This window comes from Arthrobacter sp. ISL-69 (assembly GCF_018613775.1).
In the GTDB taxonomy this organism is placed as follows: domain Bacteria; phylum Actinomycetota; class Actinomycetes; order Actinomycetales; family Micrococcaceae; genus Arthrobacter.
The window spans coordinates 46,564-63,103 of the sequence record NZ_JAGGPO010000026.1; the positions used below are offsets into that span (position 1 = coordinate 46,564).

Annotated in this window: 16 protein-coding genes; 11 read left to right on the plus strand and 5 right to left on the minus strand. The window is 66.2% G+C overall.

What is annotated here, in order from left to right:
* Nucleotides 1-64 precede the first annotated feature (64 nt).
* Nucleotides 65-643, minus strand: coding sequence for a hypothetical protein (locus J7I79_RS18645; RefSeq protein WP_214955724.1), 579 nt, complete (start codon nt 641-643; stop codon nt 65-67).
* A gap of 108 nt (nt 644-751) precedes the next feature.
* On the opposite strand from J7I79_RS18645, the gene J7I79_RS18650 reads away from it, so the two are divergent.
* The 6 genes from J7I79_RS18650 to J7I79_RS18675 all read left to right on the plus strand — a co-directional run bounded on the left by J7I79_RS18650 (nt 752) and on the right by J7I79_RS18675 (nt 5,903).
* A complete protein-coding gene (locus tag J7I79_RS18650; protein ID WP_214955725.1) occupies nt 752-1,225 on the plus strand; it encodes a hypothetical protein in 474 nt (157 codons plus the stop codon).
* Nucleotides 1,222-1,413 (plus strand): hypothetical protein, encoded by a 192-nt coding sequence (locus J7I79_RS18655; RefSeq protein WP_209744677.1) that lies wholly within the window; start codon nt 1,222-1,224, stop codon nt 1,411-1,413. The genes J7I79_RS18650 and J7I79_RS18655 overlap by 4 nt, the downstream gene beginning before the upstream one ends.
* Nucleotides 1,414-1,895: 482 nt before the next feature.
* Nucleotides 1,896-3,197 carry a cyclopropane-fatty-acyl-phospholipid synthase family protein gene (locus tag J7I79_RS18660; RefSeq protein WP_214955727.1) on the plus strand — a complete coding sequence of 434 codons (1,302 nt, stop codon included), beginning with the start codon at nt 1,896-1,898 and terminating at the stop codon, nt 3,195-3,197.
* A gap of 42 nt (nt 3,198-3,239) precedes the next feature.
* Entirely contained in the window at nt 3,240-4,439 is a 1,200-nt protein-coding gene (gene lhgO / locus J7I79_RS18665; RefSeq protein WP_214955729.1) for an L-2-hydroxyglutarate oxidase, read from the plus strand.
* Between the two features lie 142 nt (nt 4,440-4,581).
* Entirely contained in the window at nt 4,582-4,953 is a 372-nt protein-coding gene (locus J7I79_RS18670) for an STAS/SEC14 domain-containing protein (protein WP_214955731.1), read from the plus strand.
* A 59-nt stretch (nt 4,954-5,012) separates the two neighbouring features.
* The gene (locus J7I79_RS18675; RefSeq protein ID WP_214955733.1) at nt 5,013-5,903 is read left to right on the plus strand and encodes an HNH endonuclease; all 891 of its coding nucleotides are present in this window, start codon (nt 5,013-5,015) and stop codon (nt 5,901-5,903) included.
* A gap of 26 nt (nt 5,904-5,929) precedes the next feature.
* On the opposite strand, the gene malQ is transcribed toward J7I79_RS18675, so the two are convergent.
* Nucleotides 5,930-8,083, minus strand: a complete 2,154-nt coding sequence (gene malQ / locus J7I79_RS18680; RefSeq protein ID WP_214955735.1) for a 4-alpha-glucanotransferase — start codon at nt 8,081-8,083, stop codon at nt 5,930-5,932.
* A gap of 142 nt (nt 8,084-8,225) precedes the next feature.
* Between malQ and J7I79_RS18685 the strand changes: the two genes are divergently transcribed.
* The 5 genes from J7I79_RS18685 to J7I79_RS18705 all read left to right on the plus strand — a co-directional run bounded on the left by J7I79_RS18685 (nt 8,226) and on the right by J7I79_RS18705 (nt 12,786).
* Complete coding sequence (locus J7I79_RS18685; protein ID WP_214955737.1) at nt 8,226-8,591, plus strand: TraR/DksA family transcriptional regulator; 366 nt, start codon at nt 8,226-8,228, stop codon at nt 8,589-8,591.
* Entirely contained in the window at nt 8,588-9,346 is a 759-nt protein-coding gene (locus tag J7I79_RS18690) for a M50 family metallopeptidase (RefSeq protein ID WP_214955739.1), read from the plus strand. The genes J7I79_RS18685 and J7I79_RS18690 overlap by 4 nt, the downstream gene beginning before the upstream one ends.
* Nucleotides 9,347-9,355: 9 nt before the next feature.
* A complete protein-coding gene (locus J7I79_RS18695; RefSeq protein ID WP_214955741.1) occupies nt 9,356-10,438 on the plus strand; it encodes a glutathione S-transferase family protein in 1,083 nt (360 codons plus the stop codon).
* Nucleotides 10,439-10,476: 38 nt separating this feature from the next.
* Nucleotides 10,477-11,613 carry a serine hydrolase domain-containing protein gene (locus J7I79_RS18700; RefSeq protein WP_214955743.1) on the plus strand — a complete coding sequence of 379 codons (1,137 nt, stop codon included), beginning with the start codon at nt 10,477-10,479 and terminating at the stop codon, nt 11,611-11,613.
* A 114-nt stretch (nt 11,614-11,727) separates the two neighbouring features.
* Nucleotides 11,728-12,786: an FUSC family protein gene (locus J7I79_RS18705; RefSeq protein WP_311380611.1), complete on the plus strand. Its 1,059-nt coding sequence runs from the start codon at nt 11,728-11,730 to the stop codon at nt 12,784-12,786.
* 114 nt (nt 12,787-12,900) lie between these two features.
* Here J7I79_RS18705 and J7I79_RS18710 read toward each other — a convergent pair whose 3' ends face one another.
* Genes J7I79_RS18710 through J7I79_RS18720 form a run of 3 tightly spaced genes read right to left on the minus strand, consistent with a single transcriptional unit; the run spans nt 12,901 to nt 16,530 of the window.
* Nucleotides 12,901-13,812, minus strand: a complete 912-nt coding sequence (locus tag J7I79_RS18710; protein ID WP_214955747.1) for a MaoC/PaaZ C-terminal domain-containing protein — start codon at nt 13,810-13,812, stop codon at nt 12,901-12,903.
* Entirely contained in the window at nt 13,809-15,149 is a 1,341-nt protein-coding gene (locus J7I79_RS18715) for a 3-oxoacyl-ACP reductase (RefSeq protein WP_214955749.1), read from the minus strand. The genes J7I79_RS18710 and J7I79_RS18715 overlap by 4 nt, the downstream gene beginning before the upstream one ends.
* A gap of 10 nt (nt 15,150-15,159) precedes the next feature.
* Nucleotides 15,160-16,530 (minus strand): acetyl-CoA C-acetyltransferase, encoded by a 1,371-nt coding sequence (locus J7I79_RS18720; protein ID WP_214955751.1) that lies wholly within the window; start codon nt 16,528-16,530, stop codon nt 15,160-15,162.
* Nucleotides 16,531-16,540 lie beyond the last annotated feature (10 nt).

Genomic DNA, 16,540 nt, shown 5'->3' on the forward strand with positions numbered 1-16,540 from the left:
GCGCCGGTCACAGTTGTGCCCGCCGGCGCACGGGCCGCCACAATCCGCACGCCTCGAAATGAGCCTAGAGCGTTTCCTTCCCGGCGCGGGCACCGTAAAGGTAGGCGAGGTCATTGAGTGTCTGCAGGGTCAGCTCCTGCGCTTGGGCAATCCTTGACCTCCGTCCCGGAGAACCGGCAGCGTCATCCCGCCCGGACGGCAGCGGCTCTGCGGAAACCGGTTCAGCGCCATAATGCGCCTTGAGGTACTCAAATTGCAGGCGGCCGCGGACGCCGCCGGCTTTTGACTGGACGTCAGCCACCGCCATGAGCGCAAAAGCGACGTGCCGGCGCTCGCCCCACAGCCCAGCCCTCAGTGCCAGCCCGAAGAGTCCATCCAGTTCCTGCCCGGCGGACGCCTTTGCCCTGCCTACGAAGATTTCGGCTGCCGCGCCGGACTTTGACTCCGTCCACCGGTAACCCACGGGCACACGGCGTCCTCTTTTTGACAGGTAGAAGGCCGAGGCCGTCAGGAGCAGCTGCCCGCCGCCCAGCACCGTATAGCCCAAGGTGATGTCGCTCAGCTGCTCGTGCCGGCAGGCAATGATGAACTCCTGCACGTCCTTGTCCCACAGCCGGTCCGTTACGCCGCTTTCCATTTCCATGCACCCCCGAAATAACGGTACCGGTCAAGGGCGCGCCGGGTCAGGAGACTCGCTGCTGCGGTTCCCTAAATGCCGTACCTGCAAGCAGGCAACGCCTAGTCTTGGTCTGTGACGTTGTCCCCTGGCCCTTTTGAACTTGCTGTTGCTGCCGCTGCCGAATGGTGGCAGATCGTGGCTGCGCTGGGGCCGCTTGCGGTTCTGGCCGGCGCTGTCCTCGCTGCATTCATCGGGTGGCGGACCCTGCGACAGAAAGCAGTGGCGGACGCCCAGGCGCTGAAGCAACGAACCCGGGCTGATGACCGCGCCGAATGGTGGAAGCGCACACAGTGGGCCCTCGACAAAGCCCTGGACGCCGACGGGGACGCCAAGGCCCTTGGGCTGGCATCCCTGGCAGTCCTGGCGCGGAGCGACCTTGCCCGCGAAGAGGAACTGGAACTGCTGGACATTGCGTGGCAATCGGTGACCGAGGCCAACGGCGACGAGGGTACCTGGGACGAGGGCGTCGAAGCCGTGGACTCCGGGGAACCAATCGGCGACAATGGAACCACGAGCACCGACGGTACGGAGGAGGGAAAGCCATGAGCACCAGCACACCGGAACAGAAAAAGTCCCGGACGCCCCGTCACGTCTCCACTTCCCGCGGCAGGCAGTTGACCCCCTCAGAGCACAGAGTCCAGGTTGCGGCAGCCAAGCTCCGTGTGGCCCTCGACGAACGTTTGGGCCGCCCTACCCCGGCCGAGACCAAGGCGCTGTCCAAGGAAGATCTCTAACGCAAGCCAGATACTCATGGCAAAGGCCCCGCACTGCGGGGCCTTTGCCATGATTCGTTATCGGAGTCCCTTAGACCTTCTCGGGTGTGCGGTCCACAACCGGTTCCGAACCCGTGAACTTCCGTTCCCGGCGGGGGAAGGCCCAGAACTTGAAGTCCTTTGCTTCCACTCGGGGTTCCGGCTGCTTTTCAGGTTCCCGCGACTCCTCTTTCCGAATGTCCCTCCGGTAATCCTTGTTATACGGATAGCACATCACTGACCTCCTCATAGTGAATGCTCCTTAATCCTCCTCCCAATTTCCCCGGCGGTCGACACGTTTTTTTGGGACGGCAGGTCCGGGGTGTCGTTCGGCCCAAGACACGGGCGGGGGTTGCACCATAGATTGAACAACTACAGGTGCGTGGGCACGGGCAGAGCGCTCCCGCAGCAATGAGATGAGGATCTGGCAGGCAGCAGGATCAGTTGGACGAAAGGCAGTGCACATGACGAAGACTACGGGTGTGGCACCAAGGCTGGCGGAAGCGCTTGCCATCGTTTTGGGCACCAAAGGGATCCCGCTCCGGCTTCGCGCCTGGGACGGCTCGGAAGCAGGTCCGGAAGGCGCCCCGGTTCTCGAGTTCCGCTCCCGGCGCGCACTGCGGCGCATGCTCTGGTCGCCCGGGCAGCTGGGCATCAGCCGGGCTTATGTATCCGGGGAAATCGATGCCCCCGGCGATGTATTCGCCAGCTTCGCCGCGCTCAGCTCGGCGGGAAAGTTCGCCGAGCCCGGGCCGTTCCCGCCGCTCACCGCGCAGGAAGCATGGACTCTGCTCAAGACCGCGGTCCGGGTCGGCGCAATCGGTCCGAATCCTGCTCCCCCGCCGGAGGAATCAAAGGTGCACCGGCTCGGCGGCCGCCATTCCAAGACCCGGGATGCCGCGGCGATCTCGCATCACTACGACGTCGGCAACGACTTCTACGCCATGGTCCTTGGTCCATCGATGGTCTACTCCTGCGCTGTCTGGAACCACCACGCTGACGGGAACGCCGGACCAGGCAGCCTGGAGGCCGCCCAGAAGGCCAAAATCGACCTGGTCTGCCGCAAGCTGGGGCTACAGCCCGGCATGCGGGTACTGGACGTCGGCTGCGGCTGGGGCAGCTTCGCCCTGCACGCCGCCCAGCGCTACGGCGTCGACGTCGTCGGGGTCACCCTCTCAAACGAGCAGGCCGGACTGGCCCGCAAACGCGTGGCCGAAGCCGGTCTGACCGATCGCGTCGACATCCGGGTCCAGGACTACCGCGACGTGGACGACGGGCCGTTCGATGCGATCAGCTCCATCGGCATGTCCGAGCACGTAGGCCGCGAGCAGATTTCACGCTACGTCTCTCAGCTGCACGGCCTGCTGCGTCCCGGCGGCAGGCTACTCAACCACGCAATTTCCTGGAACGCGGGACCGACCAAAGAAGACCCCGACTCCTTCATTCCGCGCTACGTCTTCCCGGACGGCGAAATGCTCAGCCTCGCCGACATGGTCGGGGCGCTTGAGTCCGGTGGGTTCGAAGTGCTCGACGTCGAAGCGCTGCGGCGGCACTATGCGCTGACGCTCCGCGCCTGGGTGCGCAACCTGGAGCAGCACTGGGATGAGGCAGTCAGCGCCAGCAGCCCCGGACGGGCCCGCGTCTGGCGGATCTACATGGCCGCCAGCGCACTGGGCTTCGAGGACGGACTCACGGGCGTCAACCAGGTGCTCGTGCAACGCTCCGGCGGAACCGAACCGCCGCTGCGGCGGGCCGCATGGATTTGATGGCCCGCGAATCATCGGCAAGCAGGCAGGGGCGCCAGGGCGATGGCTGAGAGCATAGGCATCATTGGCGGCGGAATCGTCGGAATCGCAATGGCGCGAGCCCTCAGCACCCGCGGACTGGCGGACGTCACTGTCCTGGAAAAGGAACAGCGTGTTGCCATGCACCAGACGGGGCACAATTCCGGGGTGGTGCACGCGGGGCTTTACTATGCGCCGGCCTCGCTGAAGGCCCGTCTGTGCCAACGGGGCCGGGTACTCACGCGTGACTACTGCCGGGAGCGGAATCTGCCGTACCGGGAACTGGGCAAGCTCGTCGTTGCCCTCACGCACGATGAACTCCCTGCGCTGGCAAACATTGAAAGCCGCTCCGTCGCGAATGGCGTGCCCGGGCTGCGCCGGCTCGATGCCGGCGCGATGCGCGACGTCGAGCCGCACGTCGCAGGGGTGGCGGCGCTTCATTCGCCGCATACCGCCGTCGTGGATTTTGTGGCCATCACAGAAGCCATGGCCGAGGATATCCGGTCCGCGGGCGGGCAGATCCTGTTCGGGCATGAAGCCGTTGCCATCACCACCGAGCGCGGTACGGTGCGTGTCACCACCAGCCACGCGGAGTTCGTGTTCGATCGCCTGATCGTCTGCGCCGGCCTGCAGTCCGACGTCGTTGCCGGGCTTGTGGGCGCTTCAGCGGCTCCCAAGATCCTTCCTTTCCGCGGCGAATACTGGGGCTTGGCCGCGGCGAAGCAACATTTCGTCAAAGGCATGATTTACCCGGTGCCGGATCCGCGTTTCCCTTTCCTGGGAGTGCACTTCACCCGCGGCGTGTACGACACTATCCACGTAGGACCGAATGCGGTTCCTGCCCTGGCCCGGGAAGGCTACAGCTGGGGCAACGTGTCTCTCAAGGACACTGCCGCGTCGATCCTGTGGCCGGGTGCCGGCGCCCTGGCCAGGAAACATTGGCGGATGGGCGCGAAAGAGATCGCCGCATCGCTGGTCAAGCCCCTGTATTTCCGGCAGGCCCGCAGGTTCATCCCTGAGCTGCAGATGGACGACCTCACGGCGAAGACTGCCGCCGGCGTCCGGGCCCAGGCATGGTCCCTGGACGGTAGCCTCCTCGATGACTTCGCAATCGAGAAGATGGGGCCGGTGACGCTCCTGCGGAACGCACCCTCCCCGGCGGCAACATCCGCAATGGCCATTGCCGAGCATCTCCTGGAGCACCATGTCCTCCCCCACAACTGAGGGGCAGCTCGTGCTGCGTGGTTGATGGACAACGGTGGTCCGTCCCGTTAGATTGACGCCGGGGCAGGTTTCCCGGCCCGGAAACGCCGGGGAAAGATTGCAGCCGTCCGGCTGCGCCGAGTACTGCCCCTTGGGGGAGCCAGTGACAAGCATTACGGAGGCCAACGTCTGTGTGGTCCGCGTACGCCAAGGAATATCGCGCATTACCTTGCGGCCCAGCGCCCGGATCACGGAGGAGGACGGGGTCCGCACCCGGGAACAGCTGCTGGCCCTGACCGGGGGCTCCCGCGGTGGCGTGTTGCTGGAAATCACCGGCGTGGGCTCCGTCAGCAGGGAAGCGATCGGCGTCTACAGCTCGGCCGTGACAGTCAGCGCCTTCGCCATCCTTGGCAGCACTCCCGTGGACCGCGTCATCGCCCACGGTTTGCTGGGGCTCCCGCTGCCCGCCTGTCCGAGCGCATACTTCACCGACGAGGACGAAGCACTGAACTGGCTCCAAACCGTCAGCGAATGAATTTCCCCACCGCACGGACCGGCGTGTCCGACGGACTGAAGCACTGAAAGAATGGGCGCATGACAGCCATCTTCCTGGTGTGGAACCCGGACCGCTGGAACGACTGGAACTACACGTCCGTCGTCGAACAGGTTCGCGAAACCGGGCAGTTCCACGGCCGGTGGGATGTTGCCCGCCCGGCAGGCATCCCCGCCGGCGGGGATGCCTGGCTGCTGTTGCGGGGCAAGCACGGGAGGGGCCTGCTCGGACACGGCACGGTGATCCCTGTACAGCCCTGCGCAGGGGCGCCCGCCGCGGCGGCCGGTACGGCATCCACGCAGCTGATCGTCGCCTTCGATTCACTCCTTCCCCTCGGCGACCAGGTGGCGCCCGAGGTTCTGGGGGACAACGTTCCGGAGGTGCAGTGGAACGTTGTCCGCAGCGGCCAGGCCATAGCGCCGTCCGCGGAGGCCCGCATCCGTGACTTATGGCAGGTGGAAGGCCCGGCGCCAATCCCGGAATCCGCGTTGCCGGTGCCCGGCACCTACCCCGCCTGGGCGGTCAGCACAGTTGGAATGAACCGCTACGAACGGAACCCGGAGGCGCGGCGTGCCTGCATCGCCCACTACGGAACCATCTGTGCTGCCTGCGGTTTTTCCTTCGAAATCGCCTACGGTGAAACCGGCAGGGACTTCATCGACGTGCACCACACGGTGCCGGCTTCGCAGCTCGACAGCAACTACCGGCTGGATCCGGTCACGGATCTGGTGCCGCTCTGTGCGAACTGCCACGCCATGGCCCACATCGGTGCGACGACGCCGCGGTCCCTCTCCGAACTGCGCCAGCTCCTGGCCGGCGCCGGTTTCATGCGCGGGCGCACCCTTAGCCCCGGGGAACTGGAGTCCCAACACGAGGCACAGCGGATCCTCGGCCCTGCTCAGCCCGGGTATCCGCCGGCTCCCGGGCGGTAAAGATCGCGCAGCGGGGCAACGCCTCTTCAGCGTGAGGCCTTCAGCGCGTCGCGGACTACCCCGACCAGGGAATTGAACCTGTCGTTCGCCGGCAGGTCGTCAATGAGGACGGGCCCCTCGGGGCCCGCAAGCGGGATGCGCCAGTTAGGGTGTTCCGCGTCCGTTCCGGGCTGGTTTTGGGTGCGCGTTTCCCCCACGGCGTCAACGAGGGCGACGCCCAGCAGGGCGGACGGCGTCAGGGCAGTGAAGGCGTAGAGCGCCTCCACCGTGCGCTGAACGTCGCCTGGCGCGTCGGGCAGCAGACCCCGTTCACGCACCAGGGCAAGCACGGCTTCCTGCTCGGCCGCCGCCTCCGCACGTTCCTCTTCGACGGGACGCAGCAGCAGTCCCAGTGATTCGCGGAGGGTGACGTGCTCCCCGGCGAGATATCCCGCCGTCGGGGGAAGGTCGTGGGTGTTGACGCTGGTCAGGCACTGTTGCCGGTATTCCTCGGGCGAAAGGGGTCCGGCTTCCCCGTGTTCGAACCACAGGATGGAGGTGCCAAGAATGCCCCGCTCCGTCAGGTAGTCACGGACCCAGGGTTCGAACACGCCAAGGTCTTCCCCGACCACTGTTGCGCCCGCCCTCTGGGCCTCCAGGGCGAGGATGCCGATCAGGGCTTCATGGTCATAGTAGACATACGTGCCTTCAGCTGGTCCGGCGCCTTCCGGAATCCACCACAGGCGGAACAGACCCAGGATATGGTCGACCCTGACGCCGCCTGCATGACGGAGTATGGTCCGGAGCATGTCTCGGTAGGGCCTGTACCCTGAAGCCGCCAGGCGGCCAGGATGCCACGGCGGCTGGGTCCAGTTCTGTCCCTGCTGGTTAAATACGTCGGGCGGGGCGCCGACTGTGACGCCCGGGGCGAGCACACCGTGGAGCATCCAAGCGTCCGCCCCGTCCGTCTTGACGCCCACTGCAAGATCATGGACGATCCCGATGGCCATCCCGCACGCCTTGGCCGCCCGCTGCGCTGTGGCCAGTTGTTCGTCGCAGATCCACTGCATCCATCGATAAAACTCCAGCCGGTCCGCCAAAGCCTCCCGCATGGTGTCGCAGTACGGCGTGTCCGGTGACGACGCTTCGCCGCGCCATTCGGGTGCCGTGGACGGAAGCCGCTCCGCGAGGGCGCACCACAGCGCGAAGTCATCCAGTCCCTTACCTTCCGCTGCGCAAAAATTCTTGAACATGAGGGCCCGGCCGGGGCTGCGGCGGACCTTGAAAATGAGCTCGAGCGCGGCGAGTTTGGCTTCGTAGCTGGAATTTCGGTCCAACAGGCCGTCGGCCGTATTGGCGGAGTGCAGGCCCACCGCACTGTTCCCGATCGCGGCCCTGGACGCAGGATCGAGGTAACCGTACTCCGGCACGTCCTCAACGCGGATATAGAGCGGATTGAAGAAACGGCGCGTCGTGGGCAGGTACGGGGAATCTTCAATGGGCGGCCGGGGCTCCCCTGCATGCAGTGGATTCACCAGGACGAAACCCGCACCGTCGTTGCCTGCAATCGCGGCAAGGTCAACAAGGTCTGAAAAGTCGCCGATGCCCCACGACCGGGACGACCGCACCGAATACAACTGGGCGGTAAGGCCCCAATGGCGCTCGGACGCCAAGCGCCGGGTAGTCTCCAGCCGATCGGGTGTGATGATCAGCGCACACTCTGCCCGCTCCCCGTCGGCGTCGGCATGCAGGGTGTGCCAGCCCAGCGGCAAACCGCCGGGAATGGCGAAAGCAGCCCTCCCTGTAAGGACACCGCGCACGTCCCTCGGCGCCTGCCAGTCTTCACGCTGCTCCGCGTCCACGCGGTTCCCGTCCTCGGTCACCGCCCACACATTGACGCCGGTACCGTGCGGCACATGAACGGCAACATGGATTTCCCTGCCTTCCCTGGCAACGAGCGACGGCGGCAGCACGCGCGTCCACGGCTCCAGTTCCGCTTCATGCAGGGCGCCCTGAAGGTCCTCCAACGTCTCGGTCCGATCCCCCAAAGCGGTCAGCACGCTGCGCAGCGTGCTGGCCGCAACGGGATGTGCAACGCCGTCCCAGCCGCGGAAGGAGGTGCTCACGCCGCGGGCTGCCGCCAGTTTCCGGAGCAGTTCGTCGTCAATTTCCATGTGGTCCTCTGCCGTTACATCCGCCATGGCCCTACTCTATGGGCTTGCCGGGCCGCATCACGGTCAGCGCCTGCGCATTTTCTCCGTAGCTTCCCCCGGCGGAGTTTCAGCGGCCCCGCCGCCCCGCCGCTTTCGACTCGCTGCCTGGACCGGGCTAGCCTTGGACACTATGGTCGACGTCGAGAGGTTCAGGATGCTGCTGGAAGAGGAGCGTGCCCGGAAGGCTCTGTTGCTGCCCGCCCTCCGTGCGGACATTAGCTCCGCCAACGCTGCACGCCAGGACTCAAACGTCGACGACGAACACGATCCCGAGGGCTCCACCATCGCCTTTGAGCTCTCCCAGGCCGCCGCACTGATGCAGCAAAGCAGCGCCACGCTCGTGCAGGTCGAGGCGGCATTGGGACGGATCGCAGACGGCAGCTACGGCTACTGCGAAATCTGCGGGGCACCCATAGGCGAAGGCAGGCTCGAAGCCCGCCCCTGGACGCCGTACTGCATCGACCATGCCGGCGGAACGTTGGGCCGGAAAGCATGACGGACGTTGCCGGTTCGTTGTGGCAGCGGATTCTGTCGGGATTTTCGCAGTCCCCGTCCCCGCAGGTGACGGCCATGGAACTGATGCTGGTCATCCTGGTTGCCACGGCCTTATCCCTCCCCAAGGGGTCCTGGCGGTACTTCGGGCTGCTGGCCACCGTCACCCATGAACTCGGCCATGCGTTCGCCGCCCTCATGACCGGGCAACGCCTGGGAGGCATCAGGCTGAGCCTGGACCACTCCGGGACAACCACCACGTACAGCAGGGGCCGCTTCCCGGCCGTCTGGTCGACGTTTTGGGGTTATCCGGTGCCCGGAGTCGTGGGAGCCGCCATGGTGTGGTCTGGTTTCAACGGCTGGGGACCGGCGGCGATGTCTGTCGGCACCCTGATCCTGCTGGGCTCCTTCCTGTTCATCCGCAACGCCCTGGGGCTCCTGATCACGTCTGCAGCCGTCCTTGGCTCAGCGCTCCTGGTGCTGTTCGTTCCGCCTGAATTCACCGCCCACGTGGTGATCTCCTTGGGGCTCGCCCTGCTCGTGGCCGCCGTCCGTGACCTCGCCAAACTCTCCAACGTCCATCTGCGGCGCCGGGACAGGCTGCCCACGTCAGACGCCCACCTCCTCTACCGTGCCACGTCCGTGCCCTCAGCCATCTGGATTCTGCTTTTCGCCGCTGTCGTTGCCGGTTCCTGGTGGGTGGCCTGGCAGCCGATGGCCCAAGTGCTGACGGCGCTGCCGGGGCTGGCGCGGCAATAGGGTGGAAGCATGACTTCCGATTCCCGCGCTGCAGCCGAACATCGATCCGACCCCGGGTCCAGCACCAGAGGGTCCTACGTCACCGGCGGAGAAGAATTCACCCGGGACACCAACTACATCGAGGACCGGATAACCCGCCACGGCACCCCCGGCCCCGACGGCGAACCCGGCTGGCCGGTGGAGGCGGGCAGGTACCGCCTCATCGCAGCCCGTGCCTGCCCGTGGGCGAACAGGACGGTAATCGTCCGGCGGCTGCTGGGGCTCGAGGACGCCGTTTCCCTCGGCCAGCCCGGTCCCACTCATGACGCACGGTCGTGGACATTCGACCTGGACCCGGACGGCGTCGACCCGGTGCTGGGGATCGAGCGGATCCAGGACGCCTACCTCCGGCGGTTCCCCGATTACCCCCGCGGAATCACCGTGCCGGCGATCGTGGATGTCCGGTCAGGTGAGGTGGTCACCAACAACTTCCCCCAGATCACCCTGGACTTCGCCACGGAGTGGACAGCGTTCCACCGTCCCGGGGCCCCCGATCTCTACCCGGAGCATCTGCGACCGGAAATCGACAAAGTCAACAGAAGAGTGTTTACCGAAATCAACAACGGCGTGTACCGATGCGGCTTCGCCGGTTCCCAGCAGGCCTACGCCGCCGCCTACGCACGCCTCTGGACTGCCCTGGACTGGGCCGAAGAGCGGCTTGCCGGGCAACGCTACCTGGTGGGGGACACGATCACCGAAGCGGACGTCCGCCTGTTCACAACCCTCGTCCGGTTCGATGCCGTTTACCATGGCCACTTCAAATGCAACCGCCAGAAGCTCAGCGAGATGCCGGTCCTGTGGGGTTACGCCCGGGACCTGTTCCAAACGCCGGGTTTCGGCGACACCATCGATTTTGTCCAGATCAAACAGCATTACTACATCGTTCATGAGGACATCAACCCCACCGGAATCGTGCCGCAGGGACCGGATCTTTCCGGCTGGCTGACCCGGCACGGCCGGGAGGCGCTTGGCGGCCGTCCCTTCGGAGACGGCACCGCGCCCGGCGCCGTCCGCAGCGGCGAAGAAGTTGCCGCGGGACACGGCGTACGCTGATCGCCGCCGTCCTCCGCACGCCCCGCTAATGTTGAGCCATGCCACTCTCGTCAGGATTTGCCGCGCCCGAATACCAAGCAGTCCGGGCCCTTTTTGAATCGTTCCTCGGGGATGATCGGGAATACAGTGCCCAGCTTGCCGTCTACCAGTCAGGCAACAAAGTGCTGGACCTCAGCGGCGGCCCGCACCTGGCTTCGGATTCCATCACGGGGGCCTATTCCTGCACCAAGGGTGTGGCTGCGTTCGTCATCGGCCTCCTGGTCCAGGACGGTCTACTTGACCTTGACGGCCCGGTGGCACACTACTGGCCGGAGTTCGCGGCCCATGGAAAAGGAGCAATCACCGTCCGGCATGCGCTCTCCCACCGCGCAGGGCTGCTTGGCGTGGAAGGCGGATTCGCACTCAGTGAATTCACGACGGCGGACGCGGCCCGCAGGCTCGCGGCAACCGCTCCCCTGTGGCGTCCCGGTGCCACATTCGGTTACCACGCCCTGACCATTGGGATCCTCATGGAGGAGCTCTGCCGCCGCGTCACCGGCAGCACACTGCAGGAACTGTACGATGCCCGCATCCGCGTGCCCTTCGGCGTCGACTTCTTCCTGGGACTGCCGGAGGACCAGGAACACCGCTACCGGGACGTGCTGTACAACGTCGACCCCCTCCAGCCGTGGCTGGATCCGCTGGGGCTCGATGGCCTGAACGGCAACGCCGCCGTCAGCACGGTCATGGAACTCCCCAACCACAGGGTCATCCGCGAGCACGGCATGAGCAGCGCCGGAGGCGTGGGATCCGCCGCCGGCCTCGCACGCCTGTATGCTGCCGCCACCACCGGCCTCGACGGCGGGGACGCCTTCCTTTCGGCAGAAACCATCCGGACCATGTCCGAGGAACAGGTGTGGGGCCTGGACCGTGCGTCGGGCCTCGACAACGCTTTTGCCATTGTGTTCATGAAGCCGCATCCCAGCCGGAATTTCGGCAGCCACCGTGCGTTCGGCCACGAAGGCGCCAACGCCGCGCTCGGCTTCGCCGATCCCGCCTACGATCTCGCTTACGGCTACATTCCCGGAAGGCAGGAGGAAGGCCGCACCCCGGGCCGGGCACACCGTTTGGCCCACGCGGTGCGGCAGGCAGCAGGCACGGCCCGGCACGTGCCGGCGGCCGGCACATACTCGTGAGTAGGTTTGTCCACTTGTAGCACCATCAGGACCCGCTTAGGGTGAGGCCAAATGGAAATCGCAAAACGGCAAGATGAAGCCAGCCCATCGCGGACCGGCAGGATATGGCAGTCCGTGCGTGACAGCGTGGCTGCTGCCCTCTCAGGCCCGCGGCTGCAGCTGGCATCGAAGGCGGGCCTCGCGGCGGGCCTGGCCTTCCTCATTGCACCGCTGATGCCCGGCGCCGCAGCCCAGTACCCCTACTACGCCCCGCTCGGCGCCCTCGTGGCGATGTACGAGAACGTTTCGGGCTCCATGAAGCAAGGCGTGCAGACGCTGGTGGGGCTGGGGCTCGGAATTGGCCTGGCCTTCCTACTGGTCAGCTTCAGCGACCCCTCGCCGGTGACGGTGGCCGTCGTAATGGGGCTGGGAGTCCTGCTGGCCGGATTGCCGCGTCTTGGAGCCGGCCGCGACTGGATTCCGACGGCGGCACTGCTGGTCCTCCTGGTGGGAGGCAACAACCCGGACGATTTCTCCTTCGGCTACCTCGTGCAGATGGGTGTAGGAGTGGTGGTGGGCATCGCCGTCAACATGCTGGTCTTTCCCCCTCTCCACTTCAAAGCCGCAGCGCTCAGCCTCGCCGAACTCCGGTGGGCACTCGCTAAGCAGCTCTCGGACATGGGGGCCGCCCTGCGGGAAAGTTGGCCGCCCGAACACGAGGACTGGGCGGTGCGTTCGGAGGCGCTCGCTCAATCGGCACGGGCTGTCCGGGCTGCCGTCCAGAAGGCTGATGCCAGCAGGCAGGTCAATCCCCGCCGCCGTCTCCACTCCCACGACGTGGACCAGGACTACAAGGACCTCAGCGGCCTCGAGAGCGTGACCTTCCACATCCGGGATATGACCGAAGTCCTGTCGGACGTCATTTGGGACAAGGACGTCCCCTTCGTGATCCCGCTTCCCTACAGCGAGCCCCTTGCTGATGCGCTGGACGCGGTCGGCGAGGTTATGAGGTCCATGGAGGCCGAGCCTCCCGACAAACAAAACGAGCTGATTGCCAGGGCCAATGCGGCCGTGGACGCCCTGGCCGAGCGGATGGCCTCCGATGACGTCAAACCGCATGCCCCGAGCGCGACCGGATCCATTGTGCTGAACCTGCACCGCATTCTCCGTGCGGTCACGGCCGGGCGGCCCTAAACCGCGGCGTCAGAGACCTTCAGGATTAGCCACTGCGTTAACCACGACGCCGGAGGTCACCATACGAGGTGACCACCGGCGTCGTGATTTCGGCGGTATTGCGGGACCGTGGCGCTACAGCGCGGCCACGGAACCGCTGAAGTGCCGCCGCCCTGACCGCGGATTCCACGCAACGTACTCGGAGTGCTGCCAGGCGCCGGCCGGAGCATGGACCGAACTGATGTCCAGCGCCACGCGGGCCGGCAGGAACACCGGCGCTTCAAAGGCAACGTCCCAGCGAAACGAATCCCCCTTCACGGCGCCGACATCGGCGAGTGCCCGGGCGGCCAGATACATGCCATGCGCGATGGAGCGCCGCATGCCCAGGACCTTGGCCGAAAGCACACTCAGGTGGATGGGGTTGAAGTCGCCGGACACCGCGGCATAAGCCCTGCCGGTGTCGACGCCCAGCTGCCAGAGTGCCGTCGGGTCAGGCGCCGCGAACGTGGCGGACGTGGCGGGTGCCGAGGGCTTGTCGATCCCGGGGAGGAAGACGCCTTTTGCCAGGTACGTGGAGGTTCCCTTCCAGCGGACCTGGGCTTCCCCCGTGCGGCGGACCTCCGCAACGATGTCCACCTGAGTGCCGGCACGGTGCCCGCGCAGGTTCTCGGCCCAGGATGTGATGTCCAATGCCTCAGTGAACAGGACCGGTTCGTGTTGCTCCACGCTGTTGTTGAGGTGCACCATTCCCAGCAACGGCAGCGGGAAATCGTCACGGTTCATCACGCTCATGGACACGGGGAACGTGAGGGCATGAATGAATCCGGCCGGCAGGACGTCGCTTGCGGTCTCGCCCACAAGGTGCTGGTAGGCGGTGAGGTTACCCACCTGCGCTTTTGCGCCCCTGACCTCATGCCCGCAGGGGGGCAGTGCGATCCCCGCATCGGTACCAAGGATGCGGCGCCTTGCCGCAGTGGCGGCCGCATTGACGTACAGCTTGGACAGGGACGGCATGTCCCCGAGGATTACGGGCTGGGCACCGGTCATGCGCCCACCATGTTCTGTCCGCACACCCGCAGCACCTCGCCTGTGATGCCGCCGGCGGCGTCGCTGGCCAGGAACGCAATGGCCTCGGCGACGTCACCGGGCTGCCCGCCCTGCTGCAGGGAGTTGAGGCGCCGTGCTATTTCACGCGTCACAAACGGAATCCGTGCAGTCATTTCAGTTTCGATGAAGCCCGGGGCGACTGCGTTGATGGAACCGTGGCGTTCCGCCAGGAGCGGTGCCGTGGCGCGCACCATGCCCATCACGCCGCCCTTGGACGCCGCGTAGTTCGTCTGCCCGCGGTTGCCGGCAATGCCGCTGGTGGAAGCAACCGACACAATCCGCGGTGCGTTCCGGAAGTGTTCGGACGCCAGCAGCGCCTCATTGATGCGAAGCTGCGCCGCGATGTTGACGGCAATCACCGAATTCCAGCGGCCCTGGTCCATGTTGGCCAGCAGCTTGTCCCGGGTGATGCCTGCGTTGTGGATGACGATGTCCAGCCGGCCGTGCCTTCCCACCGCATGGTCAATGATCCGCTGGCCGGCGTCTTCCCGGCTGATGTCCAGCTGCAGGGCAGTCCCCCGGACTTCGTTTGCCACTGCTGCCAGGTGGTCTCCGGCGGCAGGGATATCGACGACCACCAGGGTGGCGCCGTCCCGGTGGAGTGTGCGGGCAATTGCCGCGCCGATTCCCCGGGCTGCGCCGGTCACGACTGCCACTTTGCCGGCCAGCGGCTTTTCAGGATCGGCGGGGAGCTGCCCTTCCCCTGTTGCGACGGTGAGGAGCTGCCCGTCGACAAAGGCGGAGCGGCCGGACAGGAAGAAGCGCAGGGCGCCGAGAGCGCTGGGGCTCGCGGTGGTTACCCCCTCGGCCAGTACGATGCCGTTTGCCGTGGCGCCGGCGCGCAACTCCTTGGCGAGGGAGCGCAGCAGGCCGTCCACGCCCTGGCGCGCTGCAGCGGCGGCCGGGCCCTGCGCGCTCGCCGGGGTGCGGGACACCGTGACGACGCGGCCGTTGGGCGCCAGATCCCTGACGGACGATGCCGCCGAGAGAACCGGCTTTTCAAGGTCCTCCGGGCGATCGAGTTCGTCCAGGACCACGACGATCGCGCCCAGCTTCTCCCGTGGCACTGCATGCCGACGGACGTCGAGGTCCCAGGACAGGAGGGTGGCGGCCAGTTCGTCAGCGCCCCCGCTGGATCCCTGGACCAGGACCGGGCCGGGAACGAGGGACTGTCCCGGCTGGTAGCGCCTGAGCACTGCCGGCTGCGGCAGGCCAAGCTTCCTGGCGACATCCTTGCCGATTCCGCGGCTGACGAATTGTGTGTACTTGTCTGTCACGCCGGCCTCCCTAGAGTGCTTCAAGAATGGCGACGACCCCTTGGCCGCCGGCAGCGCAGATGGAAATCAGGCCCCGGGCCGGACGGCCGTCCACCTGGCCCTTTTCGTGAAGCATCTTGGCCAGTGAGGCCACAATCCGGCCACCGGTGGCGGCAAAGGGGTGCCCCGCCGCCAAGGAGGAGCCGTTGACATTCAGCTTGGAACGGTCAATGCTGCCCAATGCGCCGTCCAGGCCCAGCCGCGTGCGCCCGAACTCTTCGTCCTCCCACGCGGCCAGGGTGCTGAGCACCGTTCCGGCGAACGCCTCGTGAATCTCGAAGAGATCGATGTCATCCAGTGTCAGGCCGTTGCGGGCCAGCAGCCGGGGCACCGCGAAGGCGGGCGCCATCAGCAGGCCGTCCTTGCCATGGACGAAGTCAACCGCGGCCGCCTCGCCGTCCACGACGGCTGCAAGCTTCGGCAGCTCGTGCGCGTCCGCCCATTCCTCCGAGGCCAGCAGCACGGTTGACGCACCATCGGTCAGCGGCGTGGAGTTCCCGGCGGTCATGGTTGCCTCAGCGCCGAGGTTCTTACCGAAGACGGGCTTCAGTGTGGCCAGCTTTTCCAGGGTTGTGTCAGGGCGGAGGTTCGAATCCCGGTTCAGGCCGCGGTAGGGCGTGAGCAGGTCGTCGAAGAACCCGGCATCATAGGCGGCTGCAAGATTGCGGTGGCTGTTGTAGGCCAGCTCGTCCTGCGCTTCGCGTGCGATCTTCCACTGTGCCGTGGTGAGAGCCTGGTGTTCGCCCATGGAAAGGCCCGTCCGGGGCTCCCCCGTGTTCGGTGCGTCCGGTGCCAGGTCTTTCGGCCGGAGGCGGCTCAGGACCTGAAGCCGCTGGGGCAGGGACTTGGCACGGTTGAGGTCCAGCAACACCTCCCGCAGGCCTTCGCTCACGGCGATCGGCGCATCGGAGGCAGAATCGACGCCGCCCGCAATGGCCGAATCGATCTGGCCCAGCTTGATCTTGTTGGCCAGGCCGAGGACCGTTTCGAGCCCTGTGGCACAGGCCTGCTGCAGGTCGTAGGCGGGCGTTTCGGCGGAGAGGGCCGAGCCCAGCACCGCCTCGCGGGTGAGGTTGAAGTCGCGGGAGTGCTTAAGGACTGCGCCTGCGGCAACCTCGCCGATCCGCTCGTCCTGAAGGCCGAAGCGGGCAATCAGGCCGTCCAGGGCGGCCGTCAGCATGTCCTGGTTGGAAGACCTGGTGTAGGCCCCGCCTGTCCGCGCGAACGGAATCCGGTTGCCGCCTACCACCACGGCTTTGCGCACCAAGCCCGCAACAGGTGTTGGTGAGCGGGTGGTGGATGATTCGTCTGGTCCGGTTGCGGACTGTCCGGTAAAGGACATGTGATGTCTC

Excerpts from the sequence above, each read along its gene's own strand:
- J7I79_RS18675 (WP_214955733.1), top strand. The coding sequence starts at position 5,013 with ATGACAGCCATCTTCCTGGTGTGGAACCCGGACCGCTGGAACGACTGG.
- malQ (WP_214955735.1), bottom strand. The coding sequence starts at position 8,083 with ATGGCGGATGTAACGGCAGAGGACCACATGGAAATTGACGACGAACTG.
- J7I79_RS18695 (WP_214955741.1), top strand. The coding sequence starts at position 9,356 with ATGACTTCCGATTCCCGCGCTGCAGCCGAACATCGATCCGACCCCGGG.
- J7I79_RS18660 (WP_214955727.1), top strand. The coding sequence starts at position 1,896 with ATGACGAAGACTACGGGTGTGGCACCAAGGCTGGCGGAAGCGCTTGCC.
- J7I79_RS18710 (WP_214955747.1), bottom strand. The coding sequence starts at position 13,812 with ATGACCGGTGCCCAGCCCGTAATCCTCGGGGACATGCCGTCCCTGTCC.
- J7I79_RS18690 (WP_214955739.1), top strand. The coding sequence starts at position 8,588 with ATGACGGACGTTGCCGGTTCGTTGTGGCAGCGGATTCTGTCGGGATTT.
- J7I79_RS18655 (WP_209744677.1), top strand. The coding sequence starts at position 1,222 with ATGAGCACCAGCACACCGGAACAGAAAAAGTCCCGGACGCCCCGTCAC.
- lhgO (WP_214955729.1), top strand. The coding sequence starts at position 3,240 with ATGGCTGAGAGCATAGGCATCATTGGCGGCGGAATCGTCGGAATCGCA.
- J7I79_RS18720 (WP_214955751.1), bottom strand. The coding sequence starts at position 16,530 with ATGTCCTTTACCGGACAGTCCGCAACCGGACCAGACGAATCATCCACC.
- J7I79_RS18645 (WP_214955724.1), bottom strand. The coding sequence starts at position 643 with ATGGAAATGGAAAGCGGCGTAACGGACCGGCTGTGGGACAAGGACGTG.
- J7I79_RS18700 (WP_214955743.1), top strand. The coding sequence starts at position 10,477 with ATGCCACTCTCGTCAGGATTTGCCGCGCCCGAATACCAAGCAGTCCGG.
- J7I79_RS18685 (WP_214955737.1), top strand. The coding sequence starts at position 8,226 with ATGGTCGACGTCGAGAGGTTCAGGATGCTGCTGGAAGAGGAGCGTGCC.